Source organism: Geovibrio ferrireducens (genome assembly GCF_026226615.1).
GTDB classification, from domain to species: Bacteria; Chrysiogenota; Deferribacteres; order Deferribacterales; family Geovibrionaceae; genus Geovibrio; species Geovibrio ferrireducens.
In genome coordinates, this window is sequence record NZ_JAJAPB010000010.1 from 75,324 (window position 1) to 96,380 (window position 21,057).

The 21,057-nt window shown below is 47.9% G+C and carries 18 protein-coding genes; 2 read left to right on the plus strand and 16 right to left on the minus strand.

The genetic code is table 11. From position 1 onward, the window contains the following. Nucleotides 1–9 precede the first annotated feature (9 nt). The 11 genes from pfkA to OSQ85_RS10870 form a co-directional block, all read right to left on the minus strand. Nucleotides 10–972, minus strand: a complete 963-nt coding sequence (pfkA, locus tag OSQ85_RS10820; RefSeq protein ID WP_265823033.1) for a 6-phosphofructokinase — start codon at nucleotides 970–972, stop codon at nucleotides 10–12. A gap of 12 nt (nucleotides 973–984) precedes the next feature. Next, nucleotides 985–1,659 (minus strand): 7-cyano-7-deazaguanine synthase QueC, encoded by a 675-nt coding sequence (gene queC, locus OSQ85_RS10825; protein ID WP_265823034.1) that lies wholly within the window; start codon nucleotides 1,657–1,659, stop codon nucleotides 985–987. A 12-nt stretch (nucleotides 1,660–1,671) separates the two neighbouring features. After that, a complete protein-coding gene (locus OSQ85_RS10830) occupies nucleotides 1,672–3,759 on the minus strand; it encodes an adenylate/guanylate cyclase domain-containing protein (protein ID WP_265823036.1) in 2,088 nt (695 codons plus the stop codon). Between the two features lie 22 nt (nucleotides 3,760–3,781). Then, entirely contained in the window at nucleotides 3,782–4,885 is a 1,104-nt protein-coding gene (locus OSQ85_RS10835) for a hypothetical protein (protein WP_265823037.1), read from the minus strand. A 20-nt stretch (nucleotides 4,886–4,905) separates the two neighbouring features. Beyond that, nucleotides 4,906–5,634 (minus strand): hypothetical protein, encoded by a 729-nt coding sequence (locus OSQ85_RS10840; RefSeq protein ID WP_265823039.1) that lies wholly within the window; start codon nucleotides 5,632–5,634, stop codon nucleotides 4,906–4,908. Between the two features lie 162 nt (nucleotides 5,635–5,796). Beyond that, complete coding sequence (locus tag OSQ85_RS10845; protein ID WP_265823041.1) at nucleotides 5,797–6,996, minus strand: CsgG/HfaB family protein; 1,200 nt, start codon at nucleotides 6,994–6,996, stop codon at nucleotides 5,797–5,799. A gap of 79 nt (nucleotides 6,997–7,075) precedes the next feature. Further along, entirely contained in the window at nucleotides 7,076–7,714 is a 639-nt protein-coding gene (locus OSQ85_RS10850) for a uracil-DNA glycosylase (protein ID WP_265823043.1), read from the minus strand. Next, complete coding sequence (coaBC, locus tag OSQ85_RS10855; protein ID WP_265823045.1) at nucleotides 7,711–8,886, minus strand: bifunctional phosphopantothenoylcysteine decarboxylase/phosphopantothenate--cysteine ligase CoaBC; 1,176 nt, start codon at nucleotides 8,884–8,886, stop codon at nucleotides 7,711–7,713. The genes OSQ85_RS10850 and coaBC overlap by 4 nt, the downstream gene beginning before the upstream one ends. Continuing rightward, nucleotides 8,879–9,091 (minus strand): DNA-directed RNA polymerase subunit omega, encoded by a 213-nt coding sequence (gene rpoZ, locus OSQ85_RS10860; protein ID WP_265823047.1) that lies wholly within the window; start codon nucleotides 9,089–9,091, stop codon nucleotides 8,879–8,881. Before rpoZ ends, coaBC begins: the two co-directional genes overlap by 8 nt. Before the next feature lie 5 nt (nucleotides 9,092–9,096). Continuing rightward, nucleotides 9,097–9,723 (minus strand): guanylate kinase, encoded by a 627-nt coding sequence (gene gmk, locus OSQ85_RS10865; RefSeq protein ID WP_265823048.1) that lies wholly within the window; start codon nucleotides 9,721–9,723, stop codon nucleotides 9,097–9,099. Beyond that, the gene (locus tag OSQ85_RS10870; RefSeq protein ID WP_265823049.1) at nucleotides 9,716–10,591 is read right to left on the minus strand and encodes a YicC/YloC family endoribonuclease; all 876 of its coding nucleotides are present in this window, start codon (nucleotides 10,589–10,591) and stop codon (nucleotides 9,716–9,718) included. The genes gmk and OSQ85_RS10870 overlap by 8 nt, the downstream gene beginning before the upstream one ends. Before the next feature lie 79 nt (nucleotides 10,592–10,670). Here OSQ85_RS10870 and OSQ85_RS10875 point away from each other — a divergent pair, with 79 nt between their 5' ends. Both OSQ85_RS10875 and acnA read left to right on the plus strand, forming a co-directional pair. Further along, the gene (locus tag OSQ85_RS10875; RefSeq protein ID WP_265823050.1) at nucleotides 10,671–11,420 is read left to right on the plus strand and encodes a slipin family protein; all 750 of its coding nucleotides are present in this window, start codon (nucleotides 10,671–10,673) and stop codon (nucleotides 11,418–11,420) included. 11 nt (nucleotides 11,421–11,431) lie between these two features. After that, nucleotides 11,432–14,077, plus strand: a complete 2,646-nt coding sequence (acnA, locus tag OSQ85_RS10880) for an aconitate hydratase AcnA (protein WP_265823051.1) — start codon at nucleotides 11,432–11,434, stop codon at nucleotides 14,075–14,077. 84 nt (nucleotides 14,078–14,161) lie between these two features. Here acnA and OSQ85_RS10885 read toward each other — a convergent pair whose 3' ends face one another. From OSQ85_RS10885 to OSQ85_RS10905, 5 genes are all read right to left on the minus strand, one after another. Continuing rightward, the gene (locus OSQ85_RS10885; RefSeq protein WP_265823052.1) at nucleotides 14,162–15,931 is read right to left on the minus strand and encodes a methyl-accepting chemotaxis protein; all 1,770 of its coding nucleotides are present in this window, start codon (nucleotides 15,929–15,931) and stop codon (nucleotides 14,162–14,164) included. Nucleotides 15,932–16,166: 235 nt separating this feature from the next. Continuing rightward, nucleotides 16,167–16,838, minus strand: a complete 672-nt coding sequence (locus OSQ85_RS10890) for a hypothetical protein (protein WP_265823054.1) — start codon at nucleotides 16,836–16,838, stop codon at nucleotides 16,167–16,169. Between the two features lie 303 nt (nucleotides 16,839–17,141). Then, entirely contained in the window at nucleotides 17,142–18,701 is a 1,560-nt protein-coding gene (locus OSQ85_RS10895; RefSeq protein WP_265823055.1) for an acetyl-CoA hydrolase/transferase C-terminal domain-containing protein, read from the minus strand. Nucleotides 18,702–18,729: 28 nt separating this feature from the next. Further along, nucleotides 18,730–19,512 carry a nitrilase-related carbon-nitrogen hydrolase gene (locus tag OSQ85_RS10900; RefSeq protein WP_265823056.1) on the minus strand — a complete coding sequence of 261 codons (783 nt, stop codon included), beginning with the start codon at nucleotides 19,510–19,512 and terminating at the stop codon, nucleotides 18,730–18,732. Between the two features lie 235 nt (nucleotides 19,513–19,747). Further along, the gene (locus tag OSQ85_RS10905; protein ID WP_265823057.1) at nucleotides 19,748–20,818 is read right to left on the minus strand and encodes a radical SAM/SPASM domain-containing protein; all 1,071 of its coding nucleotides are present in this window, start codon (nucleotides 20,816–20,818) and stop codon (nucleotides 19,748–19,750) included. Between the last annotated feature and the right edge of the window lie 239 nt (nucleotides 20,819–21,057).

A 21,057-nucleotide genomic window follows, 5' to 3' on the forward strand; every position in this document is an offset into this window, starting at 1 on the left:
GGGTAACTCCTATGTGCTTAAGTCTTCCGCCATTTTCAGCAGGTTTGCATCAAACTGCTTTTTCCGCCCGATAATCTCCGAAAGGGGAATAAGCTCTATATCCCTTCCCGTCAGCGCTGTCATGCAGGATGTCTTACCGCTCATCAGCCCTTTGACCGCCGCATCCCCCATTCTTGTGGCGAGTATGCGGTCAAAGTAAGTCGGGCTGCCGCCCCTCTGTATATGCCCCAGAACTGTGATGCGGGTTTCAAATCCGCCCATGAGTTCCAGCGTTTTGCCGAAGTCATAGGCAGAGCCCACACCCTCGGCGAGGATTATAACACTTCTGGTTTTGCCTTCCTGATAGCGTTTCCTTATTTTTGCTATGATATTTTCAAGGTTGTACGGAACTTCCGGTATTAGCGCAGTCTCTGCACCGCCCGCTATGGCGGACATAACTGCGAGATAGCCGCAGTGCCTTCCCATAACCTCTATTATGAAGGTTCTGTCGTGTGAGCTTGCGGTATCGTTTATGGTGTCTATGGCATGCACAATCGTGTTAAGAGCTGTGTCAACGCCTATGGACGTGTTGGTTCCGTGTATGTCGTTATCAATGGAGCCGGGCAGACCCACAACCTTAACACCGTAGTTTTCAGCCAGAATTTTTGCTCCGGTGAGCGAGCCGTCACCGCCTATGACCACAAGCCCTTCTATGCCGTTTTTTTCAAGGTTGCTGACCGCGAGCTTCTGCCCGTCCTCAGTCTTGAACTCCATGCATCTGGCGCTGCGGAGGAATGTTCCGCCGCGGTAAACCATATTGGAAACATCCTTGCTGGAGAGAAGACGCATCTTGTCCTCTATCATGCCTTTGTAGCCCTGTTCTATGCCGAAAACCTCTATTCCGTTGGCAAGTCCTGTTCTCACAACGCTTCTGATGGCGGCATTCATTCCGGGGCTGTCGCCTCCGCTGGTCATAACGGCAATTCTTTTCATAAATTCACACCATTATCTCTTTTTATAGGGGATAGGGTCTTCATAGCCGGCCTGCTTAAACCCTCTCAGACGAAGGAGGCAGCTGTCACACTCGCCGCAGGCTTCGTCCTCGCTTTTATAGCATGACCATGAAAGCTCAAGGGGCGCTCCGAGTTCCTTACCTAGTTTAACTATATCCGATTTTTTCAGGGATATGAGCGGAGTTTCGATTTTAATTTTCGTTTCAGGGCGGGTTCCCGCATCTATAGCCGCCTCAAAGGCATCATAAAACACCCGGCGGCAGTCGGGATAGCCGCTGCCGTCCTCCTCCACTGCACCGATAAAAATAGCCGAGGCTTCGAGAACCTCCGCCCAGCTTGCGGCTATAGAAAGGATATTGGCATTGCGGAAGGGAACATAGGTTTTGGGTATACCCTGTCTGTCCAGTTCCCCCTCCTCAACATCTATCGCATCATCGGTGAGGGACGAGCCGCCTATATCTTTCAGATAGCTGATGTCCACAACAAGTTTTCTTTTTATTCCGTAAGCCTGACACAGATCCTCAAAGGCTTTGAATTCTCTGTTTTCTGTTCTCTGACCGTAGTTTACATGTAGAAAGCAAGGCTCGTAATTCTGCGCGGCAACAGCGGCTGTTACACAGCTGTCCATTCCTCCGCTTACGAGAACAATAGCTTTTTTCTTTGACATATTAAGCACTTCCTATTTTGATTTCAGAGTGTACACTCCGTCCCAGTCCTTCGCGGGCGGCTCCTCAAGGAAATCAGCGCATCTTTCAGCGAAAACCTCTGACGGCCCGTCCGAGAATTTTTCCGCCAAATCAAGGAAAAGGGCAAGTGCTTCATTGAAATTCATGTTGAAGTATTTATCAAGAGCTTTTTCAAAACTGTCCTTAAGTACCCTGTTTTCGGGCGTGTCCGTCATGGGCTCAAAGATTTCCACCGGCTTGTGCTTGCCCTTCACCCGCACTCTGTCCAGCACACGGCAGATAACGGGAAGAGTAAGCCTGTTTCTGGTAAATTCGCTGATCACTATTCTGTTCTTATACTGCTTGCAAAGCCCTTCCAGACGTGAAGCAAGGTTCACGCTGTCCCCTATCGCAGTGTACTCAAAGCGCACCTTGGAACCCATATTGCCCACAACCACCGTACCAGTGTTTACGCCTATGCCTATATCAACAACCGGTATGCCCTCTTTCGCAAACTCAGCGTTCACTTCTTTCAGTGTTTCGAGAAGTTCAAGGGCGCTTTTCACAGCCTTGTCAGGATGGTCGGGCACATCAACCGGGGTATTGAACACCGCCATCATGGCATCGCCGATATATTTATCCAGCATACCGCGGTTTCTGAGTATGACATTCGTCATGGGATCAAGCAGCCTGTTAAGCATGGAAACCAATGCAGTGGGCGTAAGACTTTCAGAAAGCGTGGTGAAGCCCCTTATATCTGAGAAAAGGATCGTGAGATCCCTCTCCTGACCGCCGAGTTCCAGCCCGTCCGGGTTACTGAGTATCTCCTCCACAAGTTCGGGAGAAACATATGAGCCGAAAGCCTTCTTCACTTCAATGGCATGAAGCTCCGTCTTGAAGAATGCCACCGCCTCAGTCCCCACAATCATAAGCACAGACGGGAACAGGGCATAAAACTCCCTTAGCCATATATTGAAATAGATGAAAACACCGTAGGAAACCGCAAAAACCGAACCCAGTGCAGCAATATACAGCAGCCAGCGCAGGTACTGTTTTTTTATGAAGCTGAGAGCGGAAATAATCAGCAGGACAGGGAAAATCAGCATATAGTCCCATGTGCTCCGCCACTTTATAAGGTGGCCTTCCAGCAGGTTGCTTATTGCTGTGTAATGCAGGGACACTCCGGGAGTGATGGGGCTTATGGGTGTGGGGCGCATATCGTACACGCCTGTTTCCGTAACGCCTACAACTACTATCTTATTCTCAAAGAACTCCGGTGCTACCTTCCCGGAGTAAACATCATATGCTGATATGTACTTAACATCGTCATAGTAATTGAGCTTGAAATAGCTCTGCTCATTGAAAACGATATTGCCGAGGGCAAACTTCTTCACCCCGTTTTTATCAATAACAAGCTCCACATCCTGATTCATAAAATAGCGCAGCGCCTGAATACCCAAAGGGGAGAACAGGTAGCCTTTATGGATGTATGTTATGGGATAGCGCCTGTAGAGACCGTCGGCATCAGCCTCAGTGTTAAAATAGGCACAGGTCATCCCCATGTGGGCTATTTCGTCTATATTCACCTCGGCGTACGGAAACTCCTTAACCGCGGTTGTATTGTCCAGCATCTTGAATGAGAGGTACGCGCAGTCCTCAAGGGCATCAAGAGTATCGTCCGTTGTTTCCTGCGTTGCGTTGTCACGCATGAAGAAACCGAGAATTATATTATCAGCCTCTGAGATCTTTTCAGCCAGATAGCTGTCCCGCTCCGGTTCTGTATGCTCTGAAAAAACAATATCCAGCGTAACCACGCCAGCATGCCTGAGATTGTAAAAAAGATCGCCTATAACGTCCCTGCGCCACGGCCAGCGGCCAAGCTTGTTCACGCTGTATTCGTCCACGGTGACTATCACCATGTCTTCATACGGCTTCGGGGTCATGCCCACTGCGGAGCGGAAGTGAAACTTGCCGTCCTCTATGCCGAGGGCAAACTTATCTATAAATCTGGGCTGAAATGCAAAAAGGAGTGCCGAGAAAATGAGAAAACCGGCCAGAAGCCCGAATTTATAGTTCCTGAAAAATGAGGTTATAAACTTCATAAGCTCCCGCCGGTTTTATAATTTATTGAGGTGATACCACTATTTCATAGTCTGAGAATTTTTCCACCTTGAAGCCGCCTCTCCCGTTTATGGATGTGGCAAGGTAAAGGGATTTTTCAGGATAAGTAACAGCAAGTGCGTCCACGCCCTGATCCTTAACCTCAAGCACCCAGCTTGTATAGGTCAGCATCTGCTTAAGCTGCATAAGCTTGTCTATGTCAGTTCTGCCCATGAGGCGGACTGTGACCATCCTGCTGTTTGCGCCCTGCATTTTTTCCATAACTATACCCACAAGGGTATTGGCTACCGTATCACGGAGGTTTTCCGTCATTCTGAATGTGGCGTCCTCAATGGTTGTGCCCTGACCTCTCACGGGGATATACCCGCTGGCAAGAATCACTCTGTTGCCGTACTTTTCAGTAACCAGCCTGTATGTGAGCCTTCCTGTAACAACATTAAAAGGCAGTGAAACACCGTAGCCTATGTCTGTTCCCTGCTGGGCTGTGGCAGTGGTTTCAACCTTACCAATGAGGATAGTGTTTGACAGGTTTTTAAAGGCTGCGTTTCTGAGCGCCAGATAGTCGTTTGACTTCATGGCTTTTTCAAGCTCCTTCACTCCGAAGCCGTTTCCGGAGGCCATATCCACCACTTCCATATTGCGCGCGGTGAGCTCGTTTATAACATTTTCAGAAAGGGCGCTGGATTCCTCCACCCTGCCGTTAGGGAAAACAACAGGCAGCATAACGGAGATGGTGGTGTTTTTGGAAACTATACCCACAGCGTTCTCCACCTTGCTTTTCTCAACCATGGCGGAAATCTGCACTCTGTAGATGGAGCCGTCCTTCTCTTCCCCTGTGATGTTAAAGCTTTTTATAACACCCTGAACCTCGGTTTTTATGGCTTCGTCCACAAGCACAGCGTTCTGTAAGATAGCGTCAGACTTAACCTTAACACCTGCGGCCTCCTCAAGGGCTGTCCACTTAGCCCTTGCGATGGCTACTGTCCTTGCGGAAGCGGTGTCGCCTCCGCTTATATCAGCCTCGCCCACTGCACTCACCTTCACAGGCTGAGCGTAAACAGCCGAGCACATAAAAACGGCTACAAACAGAAAAAACAGCTTTTTCATACAAACCTCATTCAAGCAATTTATTTTAGAAACACAAATACTATTTTAACATCCGCGCCTGCGGCCAGAAGCCGGGTCAACTCGCCAGACGCTGTTTTTCCCAAGTAAACATCAGTGTATGAAACCACCCGCTCCGCATTCAGGGAAAGGGGCTTGCGTCTGCCTTCCTGAAAAAGCAGAGTCACAGCATCCGGCATATCCGTAACATAAACCGGGTGTCCGAAGCTTCTGTTCCATATCTCTGTTCCGTCTGCGGCGTATATCCTATTTGCCAGAGCGGGAACAAACATCCCCACTGCTGCGTTTATTATAACAGAGTCATACTCCGCAGTGCTGCCGTCCGGCTCCGGTCTGGCAGCGGCGGCTGATTTCTCCGCCAGAACATCAAGGGGGTCTGTCCTTCCGGTTAAACAATAATAACCTTTTTTCTCCGCCTTGTCGTATATACCTTTGCCCCTGCAAGATGAAAGGGATGAAATAAGCTCCCTGAAAATATGCTCAGACTCATTGTCAAACAGAGCCGCATCCTCAAGTGTGCGCAGTCCGCTCACCGGAAGGTCAGAAAGCAGAGCATGCGCCTTTTCCTCAGCATCTATCCTTGCCCGCCTGAGTGCATTATTCATATTAAGCCCGCCGGGAGACGAGCCGATGACAGTGATTCTGCCGCTGTTGAGAATATCGAGATGGCTTATGGTTTCAGGCGGAAAAACACTGTCCGCTCCGTATGCGGCGGCTGAAAAAAACAGCATAAAACACAGGGCGAAAAATTTCGATGCGATGACCGTCCCTCACAAAATGGGGTTTTTCTGATTTTAACTTTGATGAAAAGACTTAACAAGGTAAAAAACACATAGAAAAGGAAAGAAAATGAAGAAGACCGGACTTTTCATCCGGTCTTCCTTTATCAGACGTTAAAACATTTTTTTCAGCATGCCCTGTCCTTCAAGCTTCTGGCGCTTGATGATAGAGCCTGTTTTTACTCTTGCGAGAGCTTCGGGTTTGCCGTCAATCTTTGCCCATGCCTGATCTGCGGCTATCTGGTCTGAGATAACAATATCCACAGGGATTTTTGCCATATTGCATGACTTCTGTCCGCTGAAGGGATCGGCAACTTCGATAAACTCAAAGGCCTCAAGCTTTTCACCGGAGTTCACCCCGGCATCGCTTCCCATATTCACAAGGGCAAGTGTTTTATTGCCTCTCATCTGCTTGATGTAGCCTTTGGGAGAAAATCTCTGTGAAAGGGTAGGTTTAATATCCTCAATGGCTTCGCCCATGGCCTTTTTGGCTGCTTCCGCTATCAGCTCAGGGTTAAGCCCCTGTCCGCCGCCGGCAACTTCACGTCCTTTCACTTTGTTGTTGATGATTACCTGTCCGGTTTCGACTTCGATCATCTTAACAGTCATCTCAACATTGACTATCCAGCCTGTCTGCGTGTTTGCGGCAGCTTTTCCCACTGCAAGGGCAAGGTTAGCCCACGCATTGCCGGTATCGGCTGTTTTGCTGTTGTCCGGCGCAACATATTTTGCGTTGATACTGTCCACAGTACCTGCAAAAATATACTGAACACCGGCAAGCTTACCGGCTCTGACCGCAGTTGCGGGATCAGCTATAGCCATCTGGAATTTCTGCTCGCTGAGGATGCTTTCAAGGCTTGATCTGTCAAAAATGGCCATTCCGCCGACATTGGCAACTATGTTTTCCGTTGCTGACTGGGCGTATTCGCCTATTTTGGGTGCAACCTCTCTCATATAGGTATCAACCTGCCCGGAGGAGGTAGTATCCGTTTTGGAAGCTCCGACATAGCCTATCCCTGCTGCACCTGGAGCCGCAACCACACCCGCAACCCCTGCACTTGTTTTTTTAGTGCTGGATTTACCTGCGAAGCTTGTATTCGCGGCTGTCATTTTCCCGTAGGACGTGTTGTTAAGGAACTGGGCTACAGCTACTCTGGGTTTGTCAAACTTGTAAAAACTCTTGCATACATCGGGGATAACCACCATCTCCGCATCGGCCGCCGTGACCTGCGCAGACATAGGGTCAACTTTGGGTCCCCCTCCTGTACAGCCCGCGACAGCCGCCGCAAGCGCAAACAAAAATAATTTTCTCATCACCACACCTCAAATTGAGTAATGCTAAATTTTAACATACTTATTATTTTTTGAAGGTAAAATGTACCGGAGAATTTAATTATTTTTTGCCGAGAACTGCCATAACTTTCTGCAGGTCTTCCCATGCGGGCTTTTTCATGTTCGGGCTGCGGAGAAGGTAGGCGGGATGGAATGTAGGCATAACCATTATGCCATTCATATCAACAAATTCGCCACGTATTTTAGAAATGCTCGCTGTGGTTTTCAGCAGATACTGAGTAGCCACGCTGCCCAGACACACTATAACCTTCGGCTTAACATACTCTATCTGGCGGTAAAGATAAGGAATACAGGCTTCCGCCTCTTCCCTGAAAGGAGCCCGGTTGTCGGGCGGACGGCATTTTACTATGTTGGCGATATATACTTCCTCGCGCTTAAACTGCATTGCCTCTATCATTTTGGTAAGCAGCTTGCCCGCTTTGCCCACGAAAGGCTTGCCCTGCATATCCTCGTCATAGCCCGGACCCTCGCCCACAAACATAAGCGCGGCTTTTTCATCCCCGTCAGAGAAAACAGAGTTGGTTCTGCCCTTTGAGAGTGCGCATTTTTCGCAGGCCGCTACCGTTTCTGCCAGAGTTTTCATATCGTCTTTGATCTCCTGCTTTGCCGGAACGGCTGGTTTAAGGATGTGGCTTACTCCGTAGATTTCCTCTATCGGGTTTTTGCCGAAAGAGCTCATTTCAGAAGCCCTGCCGCGTGGATGAGGATAAGCTCCGCCAGTTCGCGCTTGGAGCCTTTATTGAAGTGTTCGGATGAACCGTCAGCAAAGAGGATCTCCGCTTCATTATCATCGGAGCCGAAGCCTATATCTTTTCTGGAAATATCGTTTGCCACGATCATATCCAGTTTTTTCTCATTAAGTTTGCGGATTGCGTTTTTGCTGAGATTCTCACTCTCCGCGGCGAAACCGCAGAATACCTGAGAGTGTTTTTTCAGCGGCGCAATCTCTTTTAAAATATCGGGATTTTTTTTCAGGCGGATAACAAGCTCGCCGTCGTTCTTTTTAATCTTCTGCACTGCGGTTTCGACCGGAGCATAATCCGCCACGGCTGCCGCTTTGATGAGAATATCGCACGATGCGACATGCTCCCTCACTGCATTCAGCATATCCTCCGCGGATCTTACATGCACAGTGTCAAAACCTGAACAGTCGGCACTGATGCTGCCTGCGATAACCTTCACCTCAGCACCAAGCTCACGTGCCTTTGCCGCAACAGCAAGACCCATCTTCCCGCTTGAGTAGTTGGAAATGTAACGCACCGGATCAATGGGTTCAACAGTGGCTCCGGCTGTGACAAGCACACGGAGCCCCGCCAGCGGACGTTCGCCCTCTATGAGTCTGAAAAGCTCTTCCGGTTCCTTCATCCTGCCTTTGCCGCTTGTGCCGCAGGCAAGCTCGCCGCTGTCCGGTTCTATGATGATGTGCCCTCTTTTTAAAAGGGTCGAAAGGTTTTCCTGAGTTGCCTGATGGTTGAACATATTAGTGTTCATAGCAGGAACGAAATAAACAGGTTTAGTGTACACAAGCAGAGTGGACGTAAGAAGATTGTCGGCTATTCCGCATGCTGCCTTGGCGACAAGGTTTGCCGTGGCAGGGGCGATTATGAATTTATCCGCCCAGCCCGCAAGATCGATATGCTCAATTATTTCCGGATCAAGCCCCGGATCAAATTCACCCGTATAGGCTCTGTTCCCTGTTACAGACTCAAAGGTAAGCGGGGTGACGAACTTTGATGCGTTCTCCGTGAGGATAACTTTGACATCATGCCCTTCCTTCTTAAACAGCCTGCAAAGGGTGGGTATTTTATAGCAGGCTATTCCTCCGCTCACTCCGATGAGGATGTTAGCCATCTGTCTCCTCGAAATCTACTGCCTTCTCAATGATTTCATCGAGGGCGTTTGTTGTTACCTTGTGGTATCTCTCAAGTTTAAGGGGAATATCGTCATCCTTCATTCTGTTAAGCTGTTTGGCGCGGATGCTGGCCAGCCTCACGAGTTTGAAGCGGCTTTTAACCTTTTCGTCCTTAATTCTCTTTTCAATATCGAGCATTGGCATAAAATCTAATCCTCCTCTTCCATCAGCTCGTATATGTCCTTGACATCTTTTGTTCTGAGATGTTCGGCAATATAGACTGATTCAAGATGTTTATATGCTTCTTCAAAATTTCTGTTCATTATAAGGTAGTCATACTCGCTGAATAGACGGATTTCCTTGCGGGCGTTGTCCAGACGGAGCTTCATAACGTCCTCAGGCTCTGTTCTGCGGCCTCTCAGGCGCTTTTCAAGCTCCTTTATGCTGGGTGCTGTTATGAAAATATAAACACCGTAGCCGAGGGTGGTTTTAAGCTGACGCGCCCCCTGCGGGTCTATGTCAAGGAGCACATCACCGCCTTCTGCGATGATCCCCTCAACAGTGCGCCTTGATGTGCCGTAATAGTTGCCGTGCACCTCAGCCCACTCTATAAACTCGCCTTCGTCTATCATTTTCCTGAACTCAGGTACATCAACAAAAAAGTAGTCCACGGCGTGGGTTTCATCAAATCTGGGTTTTCTGGTGGTATATGAAATAGAGTACCGGAGCGCCTTATTGTTCTCCAGCAGTTTATTGCACAGGGTGGTTTTCCCCGCTCCGCTGGGAGCGCTCACCACAAAAAGTTTACCCTGTTTGAAGTTTTTTCCGTCAGACAATGTTCTGCACCTGCTCGCGGATTCTGTCAAGCTCGCTTTTCGCCCTGACAACGTTGTTGATTATGCCTATCTTGCTGCTTTTGGAACCGATTGTGTTAAACTCGCGGTTAAACTCCTGACAAAGAAAGTCAAGTTTTTTGCCGCATGCCGCCTTGGAGCCGATAATCTGCCTCATGTGCTCTGCGTGTGCGTATATGCGGGTTACTTCCTCGCTTATGTCACACCTTTCGGCGTAGAGGGCTGCTTCCTGAACTATTCTCTCGTCTGAAAAACCTTCGGGCAGAAGCTCCCTGACTCTGGCATTATACTTATCATACCAGTAATTATAAACATCTTTACGGTTTTCATCAATCTCGCGGTTCATTTCTTCCAGAACAGCAACACGCTCAAGGAGATCCGCCTTAAGTGCCTCCCCTTCCATGAGCCTCATGGATTCAAGACCGTCAAGAGCGGTTTTAAGGGCATCCATAAGAACCGCCCCCGCAGTATCGCCCAGAGAGTTGTCCTCTTCCGTTCCTATCACGTCAGGAAGGGAGATAACATGATCCAGAGTAAGGTTTCCGTCAAGGGAAAATTCGTCCTTAGCGGCGAGGAGAGTGTTTATATATCCCTGAAGAAGCTCTCTGTTGAGCTTCGGCTTGTACTGTGATTTTTTAAGGCTGACATCCACAAAGACATCGACCTTGCCCCTTTCGAGGCGCTCCCTGATGAGGTTTTTCACTGAAATTTCGATGAAAGACAAATATTTGGGCATTCTGATATTAAGGTCAAGGTACTTGCTGTTAACACTTTTTATCTCAACTTTAACATCACAGCTCTCTGATACGGAAATTCCTTTTCCGTATCCTGTCATACTTTTTATGCCCATGGAATTTTTCTCCTTACAGGTATGGCAAATTTTTGATATTGAGTGTAAAATGATACATAAACAGACTTTGGAGGTCAATATGTTTCCATCCCTCGGAGTGCTTGTGCTCCTTGCCGTTGTACTGCTGGCAAACTCTGTCAGAGTGCTGAGAGAATATGAGCGCGGAGTTATTTTCCGTCTCGGCAGATTCTCAGGCGTCAGAGGCCCCGGACTAATCATCCTGATACCCGCACTTGAAAAAATGGCAAAGGTTAACCTCCGCACGGTGGTTATGGATGTTCCCCCGCAGGACATCATCACAAAAGACAACGTGTCCGTTAAAGTCAACGCTGTCATCTATTTCCGCATATTAAGACCGGAAAGCGCAATTCTCGAAGTTGAGGACTACTACTACGCAACAAGCCAGCTTGCGCAGACCACTCTCCGCAGCATACTCGGCCAGTTTGAGCTTGACGATCTTCTCTCCAACCGTGAGCAGATCAATGACGAACTCCAGAGTGTGATCGACAAACAGACCGACCCGTGGGGCGTGAAGGTAAGCTCAGTTGAGATGAAGCATGTTGACCTTCCCGGTGAAATGCAGAGAGCAATGGCCAAACAGGCCGAGGCTGAAAGGGAAAGAAGGGCAAAAATAATCCACGCCGAAGGCGAAATGCAGTCTGCGGAAAAACTCGCCGAAGCAAGCGAGATAATGTCAAGAAACCCTGTTACAATACAGTTAAGATATTTACAGACACTCACAGAGATAGCGTCCGAAAAGAACTCCACCGTTGTTTTCCCGCTGCCTATTGATCTGATAAGCAAGTTCATGGACAGGTTACCCAAGTAGGAGGAAGCTCTATGCTCAAATCGGATTACAAGAAGATTCTGGATACCTCAAAAGGCAAAGTCGTAATGTACGACATTACCAAGCTGGAAAAGGACGGACTGGCTAATATAAAACGTCTGCCCTATTCCATAAGGGTTCTTGTTGAAAACATGCTCAGGAAGCTTGATGGGCAGATTGTTACAGAGGAAGACATCCTTGAGATAGCTAACTGGAAGCCTGCCTATGAGGCTCCGAAGGAAATCCCCTACCATCCGGCAAGGGTTCTTATGCAGGACTACACAGGCATTCCGGGCATAGTTGACCTTGCCGCAATGAGGGACGCAGTTCAGGAAGCGGGAAGAAACCCTTCCGTAATCAATCCCCTTGTTCCGGTTGACCTCATAGTGGACCACTCTGTTCAGGTTGACTACTTCGGCAGCGAGGACAGCCTTGATAAAAACGTTGATCTCGAATACAAGCGCAACGGCGAACGTTACGCTGTGCTCAAATGGGCGCAGAAAGCATTTCTCAACGTCCGCATTGTTCCGCCCAGTTCAGGGATCTGCCATCAGGTCAACCTTGAGTATCTCGGCAAAGTTATCGACACACGCCAGATAGACGGTGAAACAGTTGCAATATGCGATACATGCGTGGGCACTGATTCGCACACACCCATGATAAACGCAATCGGCGTTATGGGATGGGGGGTCGGCGGAATAGAGGCCGAGGCGGTAATGCTCGGTCAGCCATATTACATGCCTATTCCTGAGGTTATAGGCCTCAAGCTCACCGGAACCATAGCAGAAGGCATCACAGGAACAGACGTGATCCTCACCATCACCGAGCTTCTCAGGAAGCATAAGGTGGTTGAAAAGTTCGTTGAGGCATTCGGCCCCGGAATCAAAGCCCTTAAAATACCGGACAGAGCAACAATCTCAAACATGAGCCCTGAATTCGGCGCAACTATGACATTTTTCCCTGTTGATGAGGAAACACTGCGCTTCCTCCGCTTCACAGGCAGAGTCGAAGAAGCTGATCTTGTTGAGAAATACACCAAGGCAAACGGGCTCTTCTATGATGATTCAGTAACCCCTGAATACACCAAGGTGGTAGAGCTTGACCTCTCCACAATCAAACCCTGTGTAGCAGGCCCTGCCAGACCTCAGGACAGAATCATCCTCAAAGACCTGCCCAAAGTCATGGATGACTATGCCGGAAAAGGCGCGGAAGTGCCTCTGAGCCTTCAGGGTGAGAACTTCACGCTGAAAAACGGCTCTGTTGTGATAGCCGCCATTACCTCGTGTACAAATACCTCAAACCCGTTTGTAATGATCGGCGCGGGTCTTGTTGCAAAAAAAGCCGTTATGAAAGGGCTTCGTGTTCCCGCATATGTTAAGACAAGCCTCGCCCCCGGCTCCAAGGTGGTCACCGACTATCTTGAGAAGTCAGGCCTCATGCCTTATTTACAGGCGCTGAGATTCCACACGGCAGGGTTCGGCTGTACCACCTGTATAGGCAACTCAGGACCGCTTCATCCGATCATTGAAAAAACAGTTAAGGACAATAAAATGTCCGTCGCCGCAGTTCTATCCGGCAACAGGAACTTTGAGGCACGCATTCACGCCAATGTACGAGCTAACTTCCTCGCTTCCCCCATGCTTGTTGTGGCTTATGCCCTTGCGGGGACAGTGAACATAAATATAGACACAGACCCCATAGCCTATAACCCGAATGATGAGCCTGTATACCTCAAAGACATATGGCCTACATCGGAAGAAATATGGGCGCTGGTGGAATCCAGCCTCACCAGCGAGGATTACATCAAGGAATACGGGCGCATACTCGAAGGCGACAAGTTCTGGGCTGCGCTTTCCGCTAATGAAAGCGAAATCTTTGAATGGCAGAAAGACTCAACCTACATCCGCAGACCCCCGTTCTTTGAAGGCTTTAAGCCTGTGCCCGCTCCCGTAACGGACATCAGAGACGCAAAAGCCATAGCTCTGCTGGGCGATTCAGTTACCACCGACCATATCAGCCCGGCAGGGTCAATCATGCCTGATTATCCGGCAGGACAGTATCTCATCGCCCACGGCAATACTAAGGACGACTTCAACTCATACGGTTCCAGAAGAGGCAACCATGAGGTGATGATGCGCGGAACCTTCGGCAATGTAAGAATTAAAAACAAACTCGCGGAACCCAGAGAAGGCGGATATACAAAATATATCCCCACCGGCGAGGAGATGTTTATCTATGACGCTGCAATGAAATACATCGAATCCGGCACTCCCACAGTCATCCTCGGCGGCAAGGAATACGGCACAGGCTCATCACGCGACTGGGCAGCAAAGGGAACCAAACTTCTGGGAATAAGGGCTGTTATAGCTGAAAGCTTTGAGCGCATCCACAGAAGCAACCTTGCGGGAATGGGCGTTCTTCCTCTGGTTTTCAAAAATGATCAGGGCTGGAAGTCACTCGGTCTGGACGGTTCGGAAACCTTCACCATCGAAGGACTGTCAGGCGTCACTCCGAGATGCACAATCAGGGTTAAAGCTGTTAAGCCGGATGGCAGGGTGACAGAGTTTGACACCATGTGCAGGCTGGACACAGATATTGAGATCGAATATTTCAGACACGGCGGCATTCTGGATTTCGTGCTCAGAAAACTGATGAGCTGAGTCTGCTGCTAAAAAGTAAAATAAAAAAACCCGTCAGTATACACTGGCGGGTTTCTTTTTTATAAACCGATAACAATTCCCTGTTTAAGAATATGTGTATCTTCCGGCCTCATGCTCCAGAGTGTTGCCGTCATTCCTCAGAGCAACGCTCATTTCTGCCAGAAGGTCAGTCGCCTGACTTATCTCGTTAATTCCGATTGAAACATTTCTGATTGCCTCATCCATCTGGTTTATTGCCGCCGCCTGTTCCTGTATGGCGGAGACAACCTGACTGATGTTGTCCGATGTGGCTATGGAGTTATTTTTTGTCTGCCCCGAAAGTTCCTTCAGGTTTGTCATAAATTCAGAAACACCGCTGATAAGCGTAATGTTGCTTTCAACATTCTTGACGGCATTATCAACCTGCTTGTTGTTCTGATTAATTATATTTGAAATCTCCTTGACTGAGTTCACCGTTCTTTCCGCAAGCTTGCGAACCTCATCCGCAACAACTGCAAAACCTCTCCCCGCCTCCCCTGCTCTGGCTGCTTCGATAGCAGCGTTCAGCGAAAGAAGGTTGGTCTGATCCGCAATATCGTTTATGAGTTCGAGTATGTTGTACATGGACTCTGAATTGTTCTTGAGAGTATCGATATTTTTGATCAGAGATTCGCTGGATTCAACAATCCCGCTTATCATTTTTTCACCCTCAATGGTGCGCGTTTCGGATCTCTCAGCGAACATTCTGCTCTCATTGGCAAGGTGCTCTGTCTGCGTAACTTTATCAGCCACATCCTCCACGCCTGCGTTAATCTGCCTTATTGCTGCCGTTATCTGGCCTATCTCCTGATTCTGCTGGGTAACATTTGACCCCAACTGCTCAGTGGATGCGGAAAGAGTGCCAGAACCGCTGGTAAGCTTGTCTGCTGTTGCCTTTATGCTCTGTATGGATTTTGAAAGTTTTATAAGCATGGCTGAGTTAAACTGGTTCAGTCTGTTAAATTCATTTACAGACTTTATCTCAGAATTATAAAAGCTGCATTCATCGCATGTTTTAAATGTTTTATTCAGAATTTTGGTGCACTCAACCTCCATGCCGAGCTTGGGCGCTTCGCTCCCCACTGTCAGATAGCAGGGAACCCCTTTAATCCCATATGCGGAACACTCCGGAGCCGCGCAGTTTATTTTATCCGAGCATGCGGATTCGATAACAGATGATCCGGAATTAAACCTGAGATTACCCTTAGCAACCTCCATAAAAGAATCCAGCAGACGGCGCATATTTTTCTGAAAATATTTCATCACAGCGGCAAGAACAGCTATGAGCACGAAAAGCCCGCCTATGCTCAGGAAAACTATTTTATACTCAACAGCCCGGAAAGGCGCAAAAAGCTCATTAACCTCATACCCGGCAGCCAGAATCCAGTTTTTTTCAGGGAAAAAACTATAGTTCACCACCTTGGTTTTGCCGGAGAAATCATAAGTGATGGAACCGGTTTTCTCCTTAAGCATTTTCTGAATAAAGTCATATTGTGTCAGAGGTTTACCAACCATTTCCTGATTGATATGATAAAGAAGGTTTCCGCCGGAATCCATTATGTAAAAATAACCGAATTCACCAAGCTTATTAGTTGAAATAAACTTATGCAGAAAATCATAGTGCTCAGCATCAGGTTCAGCGCTCACACTCTCCCTGACAAGCTGAGTCAGTATACTGTTCATCTCTTTTGCCCTGAGCTGGGCAATAAGCTCTGCATTTGCATTATTAATTTTGTGGGTAATGAGCACAATTGCAGAAAAAATCATTACTGACACTGCGACCATAGGTATAATCACCTGCAGTGCCACACTGGTTCTTGCGTTGAGTTTTTTCATATGGATCCCCTGATCTAATCAACACTGCAAAATAACTTATCCGCAGTTTGTTCCTGTTTCATGTTCCCTACTGTTTTGGATGGTATACATAATTATATTGAGGGCATAAACTGAATGTCAATAAAAATTGGAATTATTGTTTTTATTACAAAAAGTGTGAACGAATAGTAACTTAATAGGATTAGCACAAAAAAGCACCGGCGGAAACCGCCGATGCCTTAATGGATATGAATTTTTACGCAGTCACATCAACAGACTGCTGTGCTGTTATTTCCTCTTTGTAAGCGTCTATTTTCTCCATGAGGAGTTCCAGAGTATCCACGCATACCTGCGGCATTGTCCCAAGCTGGCTTTCCACGCTTTTATAGCCTTTTACGGCTCCGCTTCTCGCCTGCTCAAGCCTTTCGGGGTCTCCGCCTGATATGGATTTTATAAAGTCCATTATCCTGCCGGATGTCTTCTCCGCGCCCCAGTAAGCGTCATCACCGAAATAGCTGTCATAAAGGTCTGGTGAACCATCAGCACCTGAACTCTGCTCCATGGAGATTTCAATGGAGGTGTAGCTGAATCTGAAACCTTCGCTTATGCGTGAGTGCTCTCTCTTCTGCTCGGAGAATGCTTCGATAGTGATGGACTGGATTCTCAGTTTAAACCCCTGAGAATTCATACTTTCGCTCCCGGAAGTGCTGCTGTTGAGATATGAACCAAAATCCTCAAGCCCTTTTTTGAGCCCTGCAATATCAAGAATAAAGGCCGAACCGCTGCTTACATATCTGCTGCCGGCCTTGTTGCCTGTGCCGTAAGAGGGAGCGCTTGCCGCTTCCCTGCTGCTGTTTGATGCTCCGCGCTTTGAGTAGGCTGTGGCCTCAAAGCGGGTGCTGGTCATGCTCAGTGTCATCGACTGCATGATTACCTCCGTAAATACTGTCCTTAGTCTGCCCTTTTCATTTGCGGACGCAAAAATATCCGCAACCGCAAGAAAGGGCTCATTCAATCCTTTGAATTGTGAGGGTTACATCGACGTTAATGACGAAGCTTCGCATATGCCGGAGAGTACAGGCGCGTCACTTCCTTTTCTCCGCAGCATGTGTATATTATCGGCCAAAACAGAAAAATCTTGAGGATTATAAGAAAACAGAATAGCAGGACAGACTTGCGGAATACACTCAGAAATGAAAAAAGGCGGCCCTTTTCAGAGCCGCCCTTGTGATTATTTGTTCCAGAAACGCATAGTGCCGTTTTCGGCAAGGTTGATATGCATTTTGTAAGCTTCGGAGAGTATGTGAGGCTCGTGGTGGTAGCCAGTCGCCTTCTCTGATCTCTCAAGGTAATCAGTGAGGTAGTCTTTGTAAGCGGGGTGAGCGCATTTTTTGATGATTTCGCGCGCTCTGTCTTTCGGAGCAAGACCGCGAAGGTCGGCAAGACCCTGCTCAGTAACCAGAACATCAAGATCCGCCTCTGTGTGGTCAACATGGGGAGCTTTTGTAACAACGCCTGATATACCGAATTCGTCAGTTTTAGACTCACGAACAGAGGGGCAGTGCATGATAGACAGGTAAGCGTTTCTGAGGAAGTCCCCGGAACCGCCGATACCGTTAAGCATTTTTGTACCGCCAGCGCAGGTTGAGTTAGCGTGAGCGTATATATCGAACTCAAGGGGAGTGTTCATACCTATAACACCGAGCCTTCTGATAAGTTCGGGGTTGTTTGAGATCTGCTGAGGTCTCATAAGAACTTTATCTTTGTAGAACTCGAATTTTTCCCACCACTCTTTGAAGCCTTCCGCTGAAAGCGAAAGAGATGTGCAGTTGATGTATTTGCACTTTCCGGAGTCAAGGAAGGGAAGGAAAGTATCCTGAAGAACTTCCGTGAAAACAACGAGATCCTCAAAGGGAGAAGCTGTAAGGCCGCCCACAACGGCGTTTGCTATTGAACCAACGCCTGACTGAAGGGGCAGAAGGTTTTTAGGCAGACGGCCGGCTTTCACTTCGTGAGTGAAGAAGTCAACTATGTTGTCTGCGATAGCCTGAGCAACATCGTCTGTTCCTCTGAGTGCGCGTCCGTTATCGGGAAGCTTGGACTCAACTATAGCAACGATTTTGCTTTTGTTAGTGGGAACAAAGGGTGTTCCGCAGCGCTGACGAACGTCAGTGATGGGAATAATTTTTCTGTAAGGGGGCAGGTCTGTCATCATGATGTCGTGCATACCTTCGAGAGAGGGCATGCCTGTGTTGATTTCAACGATGATTTTATCTGCTATGTCAATAATTTCAGGTGCAGCACCAACGGAACCTGCGAGGATGATGTCGCCGTTTTCAGTGATTGCAGTAGCCTCAATGATAGCTACGTCAAGTTTGCCGCCTCTGTCTTTAGTGTAGAAGCCGTATCTGAGATCCTGAGCGAACATGGAGAGGTGTTTATCGCCCATTCTGATTTTGCCGGAGTTTATCCCTTTTCCTATGTCCTTACCTGTCTGGTAGGGCCATCTTCTGTCAATCATGTCCAGTGTTGCCCATCTGTTTTCAGTTTCAGAACCGACAGATGCGCCTATGAAAAGGTTGAACTTCCATTTGCCCTGAAGATTATTTTTTTCAACATGGTCTGCAAGGGCAATAGGAACAACTTTGGGGTAGCCTACCGGTGTGAAGCCGGACCAGCCGAGATCCATAATCCTGTTGTCGGCATCTTTGAAAAACTTGATGGTGTCCTCAGGTTTCATAAAAAGATGATGAAGGCTCTTATCACGAACCCTGCTCTGAAGTTCAGACATTCTTTCCTCCTTTAGCTTAATGTCATTATTAGTTTTTTCTCTCTATTACAAAAGCATTTAAAGCATCGTTGAAGCTTGGGATCTTCTCCCTTATCTCTGCCACCTTCGCAGGTTCCATAACCGCGCTGTAGACCCCTTCTTCTGCGGAGGGCTCAAACATAGCCTCGCCCCACGGGTCAAACATGGCGGAATAGCCGCAGGGCATGTCCTTGCGGCCGTGCATAACGCTGGTATTACATCCGGCAATGTAGCACTGATTCTCTATCGCGCGTGCGCGCAGAAGGGTAAGCCAGTGTTCCTTTTTCACTGCGCCCCATACAGCGGGAACGGTTATGAGCTCCGCTCCGGCAAGGGCTGTCATGCGGAAAAGTTCGGGGAAACGGATTTCATAGCAGAGAAGAAGTCCGATCTTAACACCCATGAATTCAAAAACCGTAATACCTTTACCGTTATCAATATAAACATGCTCGTCCAGAGGAGTGAAGAGGAAATTCTTGCGGTAACGGGCTATAACGCCTGCGGATGAAACCGCATATACCGTGTTATAAACCTTGTTATAATTCCTTTCAGGCAGAGCGGAAATAACCAGCGTATTTTCATTAAGCCTGCGGGAAATATCGTTACAAATCTCTTCGGTCTGCCCGCTGAATCGGTTAAGATTCTGATAGTCGAAACCGGTCGCCCACATTTCGGGCAGGATAACAATTGACGGTTGTTCATCAATAACTTCCGACAAAGCTGATAGGAATTTATCACTATTGGATTTCACATCTCCCAGCGTCATCGGCAACTGAAGAGATAGTACCCGCATTCAGCCCCTCTTAAACTTGGGTGATAATAAAACAGAATTTGAACCATGTCAAGCAGTTCAATATAAAGACATATGAAAATTATTAACTTTGAGCGGACAATGCCGTCATAACCGGACTATCGGCTTTTATAATAATGAAACACGTTTGATTTTAGAACAGAAAGGTGAGGAAATGAAAAAAGCCGGAGCGTGACGCACTCCGGCTTTTTTGTCTATTGCTTATTATTAATAATTATCAGCCGCAGGGCTTGTAGTTTGTCGGAATATAATCGCAGAAGGGTTCTTCTTCCATGTACGAACCGCTCACAGCGTAAGATCTGGCACGGCAGCCGCCGCAAACGCCGAGATATTTACATACACCGCATTTGCCTTCATAGTCTTTGAAGCTGCGCATATCCCTGAAAAGCTCGGAGTTGTTCCATATTTCCCAGAAGCCCTGTTTAAAGACATTTCCGGCAGCCATGGGGAAATACGAACAGGGGTAAACATCCCCCTCGTGGTTGAGCAGACAGATGGACTGTCCGGCTATACAGCCTTTGCCGCCGCCCGTTCCGAAAGAGAGGCTTCTGCGTTCGGGGTCAAGCCCTTCCGCCTTGCTGCGTTCATGCCATATGCGGTAATACTGCGGGGCGCATGTGGGGCGGACGAGTATGTCCTGCTCCTCGCGCTCCATGTCATAATGCCAGTTGAGAAGGTCTTCGTAATCCTCTTTGGAAACAAGCTCCTTCATCACCTCTTCCCCTCTTCCCGTGGGGACTATGAGGAACATATACCAGGCAGTGGCGCCTATTTTCTTGGCAAGCTTGTATGTACCTTCTATCTGGTTCTGGTTTCTCTTGGTGAAGGATGAGTTTACTATGAATTTTATGTCATGCTTTCTGAAATGCTCGGCGGCGTTCATCACGCTTTCGTATGCCCCTTCCTGACCGCGGAAGTTGTCGTGCACATCTTTTGTGGCTCCGTCAAGACTGAGGGAGACTATGCGGATGCCTGACTGCTTCATGTTTTTACAGACTTCATCATCCACAAGCATTCCGTTTGTGGCCATTGCCATGCGGAAGCCTTTCTCTGTGCCGTATGCGGCTATATCAAAAACGTCTTTCCTCAGAAGTGGCTCGCCGCCGGATATAACTATAACAGGTTTGGCGTGCTCGCCTATCTCATCCATGAGAGATTTGCATTTGTCAAACGTGAGGTTCCCCTCCGCCGACTCTATTGTTGAATTTGAACGGCAGTGAACGCAATTCATGTTGCATTTTCTGGTTACTTCCCATGCCATCCATTTAAGTTCCCACTGTTTGCTCATGTCAGCTCCATATATTTCGATTGATGTAATGATATTATCTTAAAAAAGATTAAACAAGTATTACATCGCATCGTGCAGAATTTTTACAGTAAAAACAGCAGTTCAGAATCATTTCTTAAAGCTTGTCTATCATTGCGGATGCAGTGAAGCAATCTCCCCCTTCTTGATTACCGTAGAAAAACCTCCGTCCATGGAGTTTTTCCTCACTCGCAGCCTGCGCGGCATAGCCGCTTGCTGCT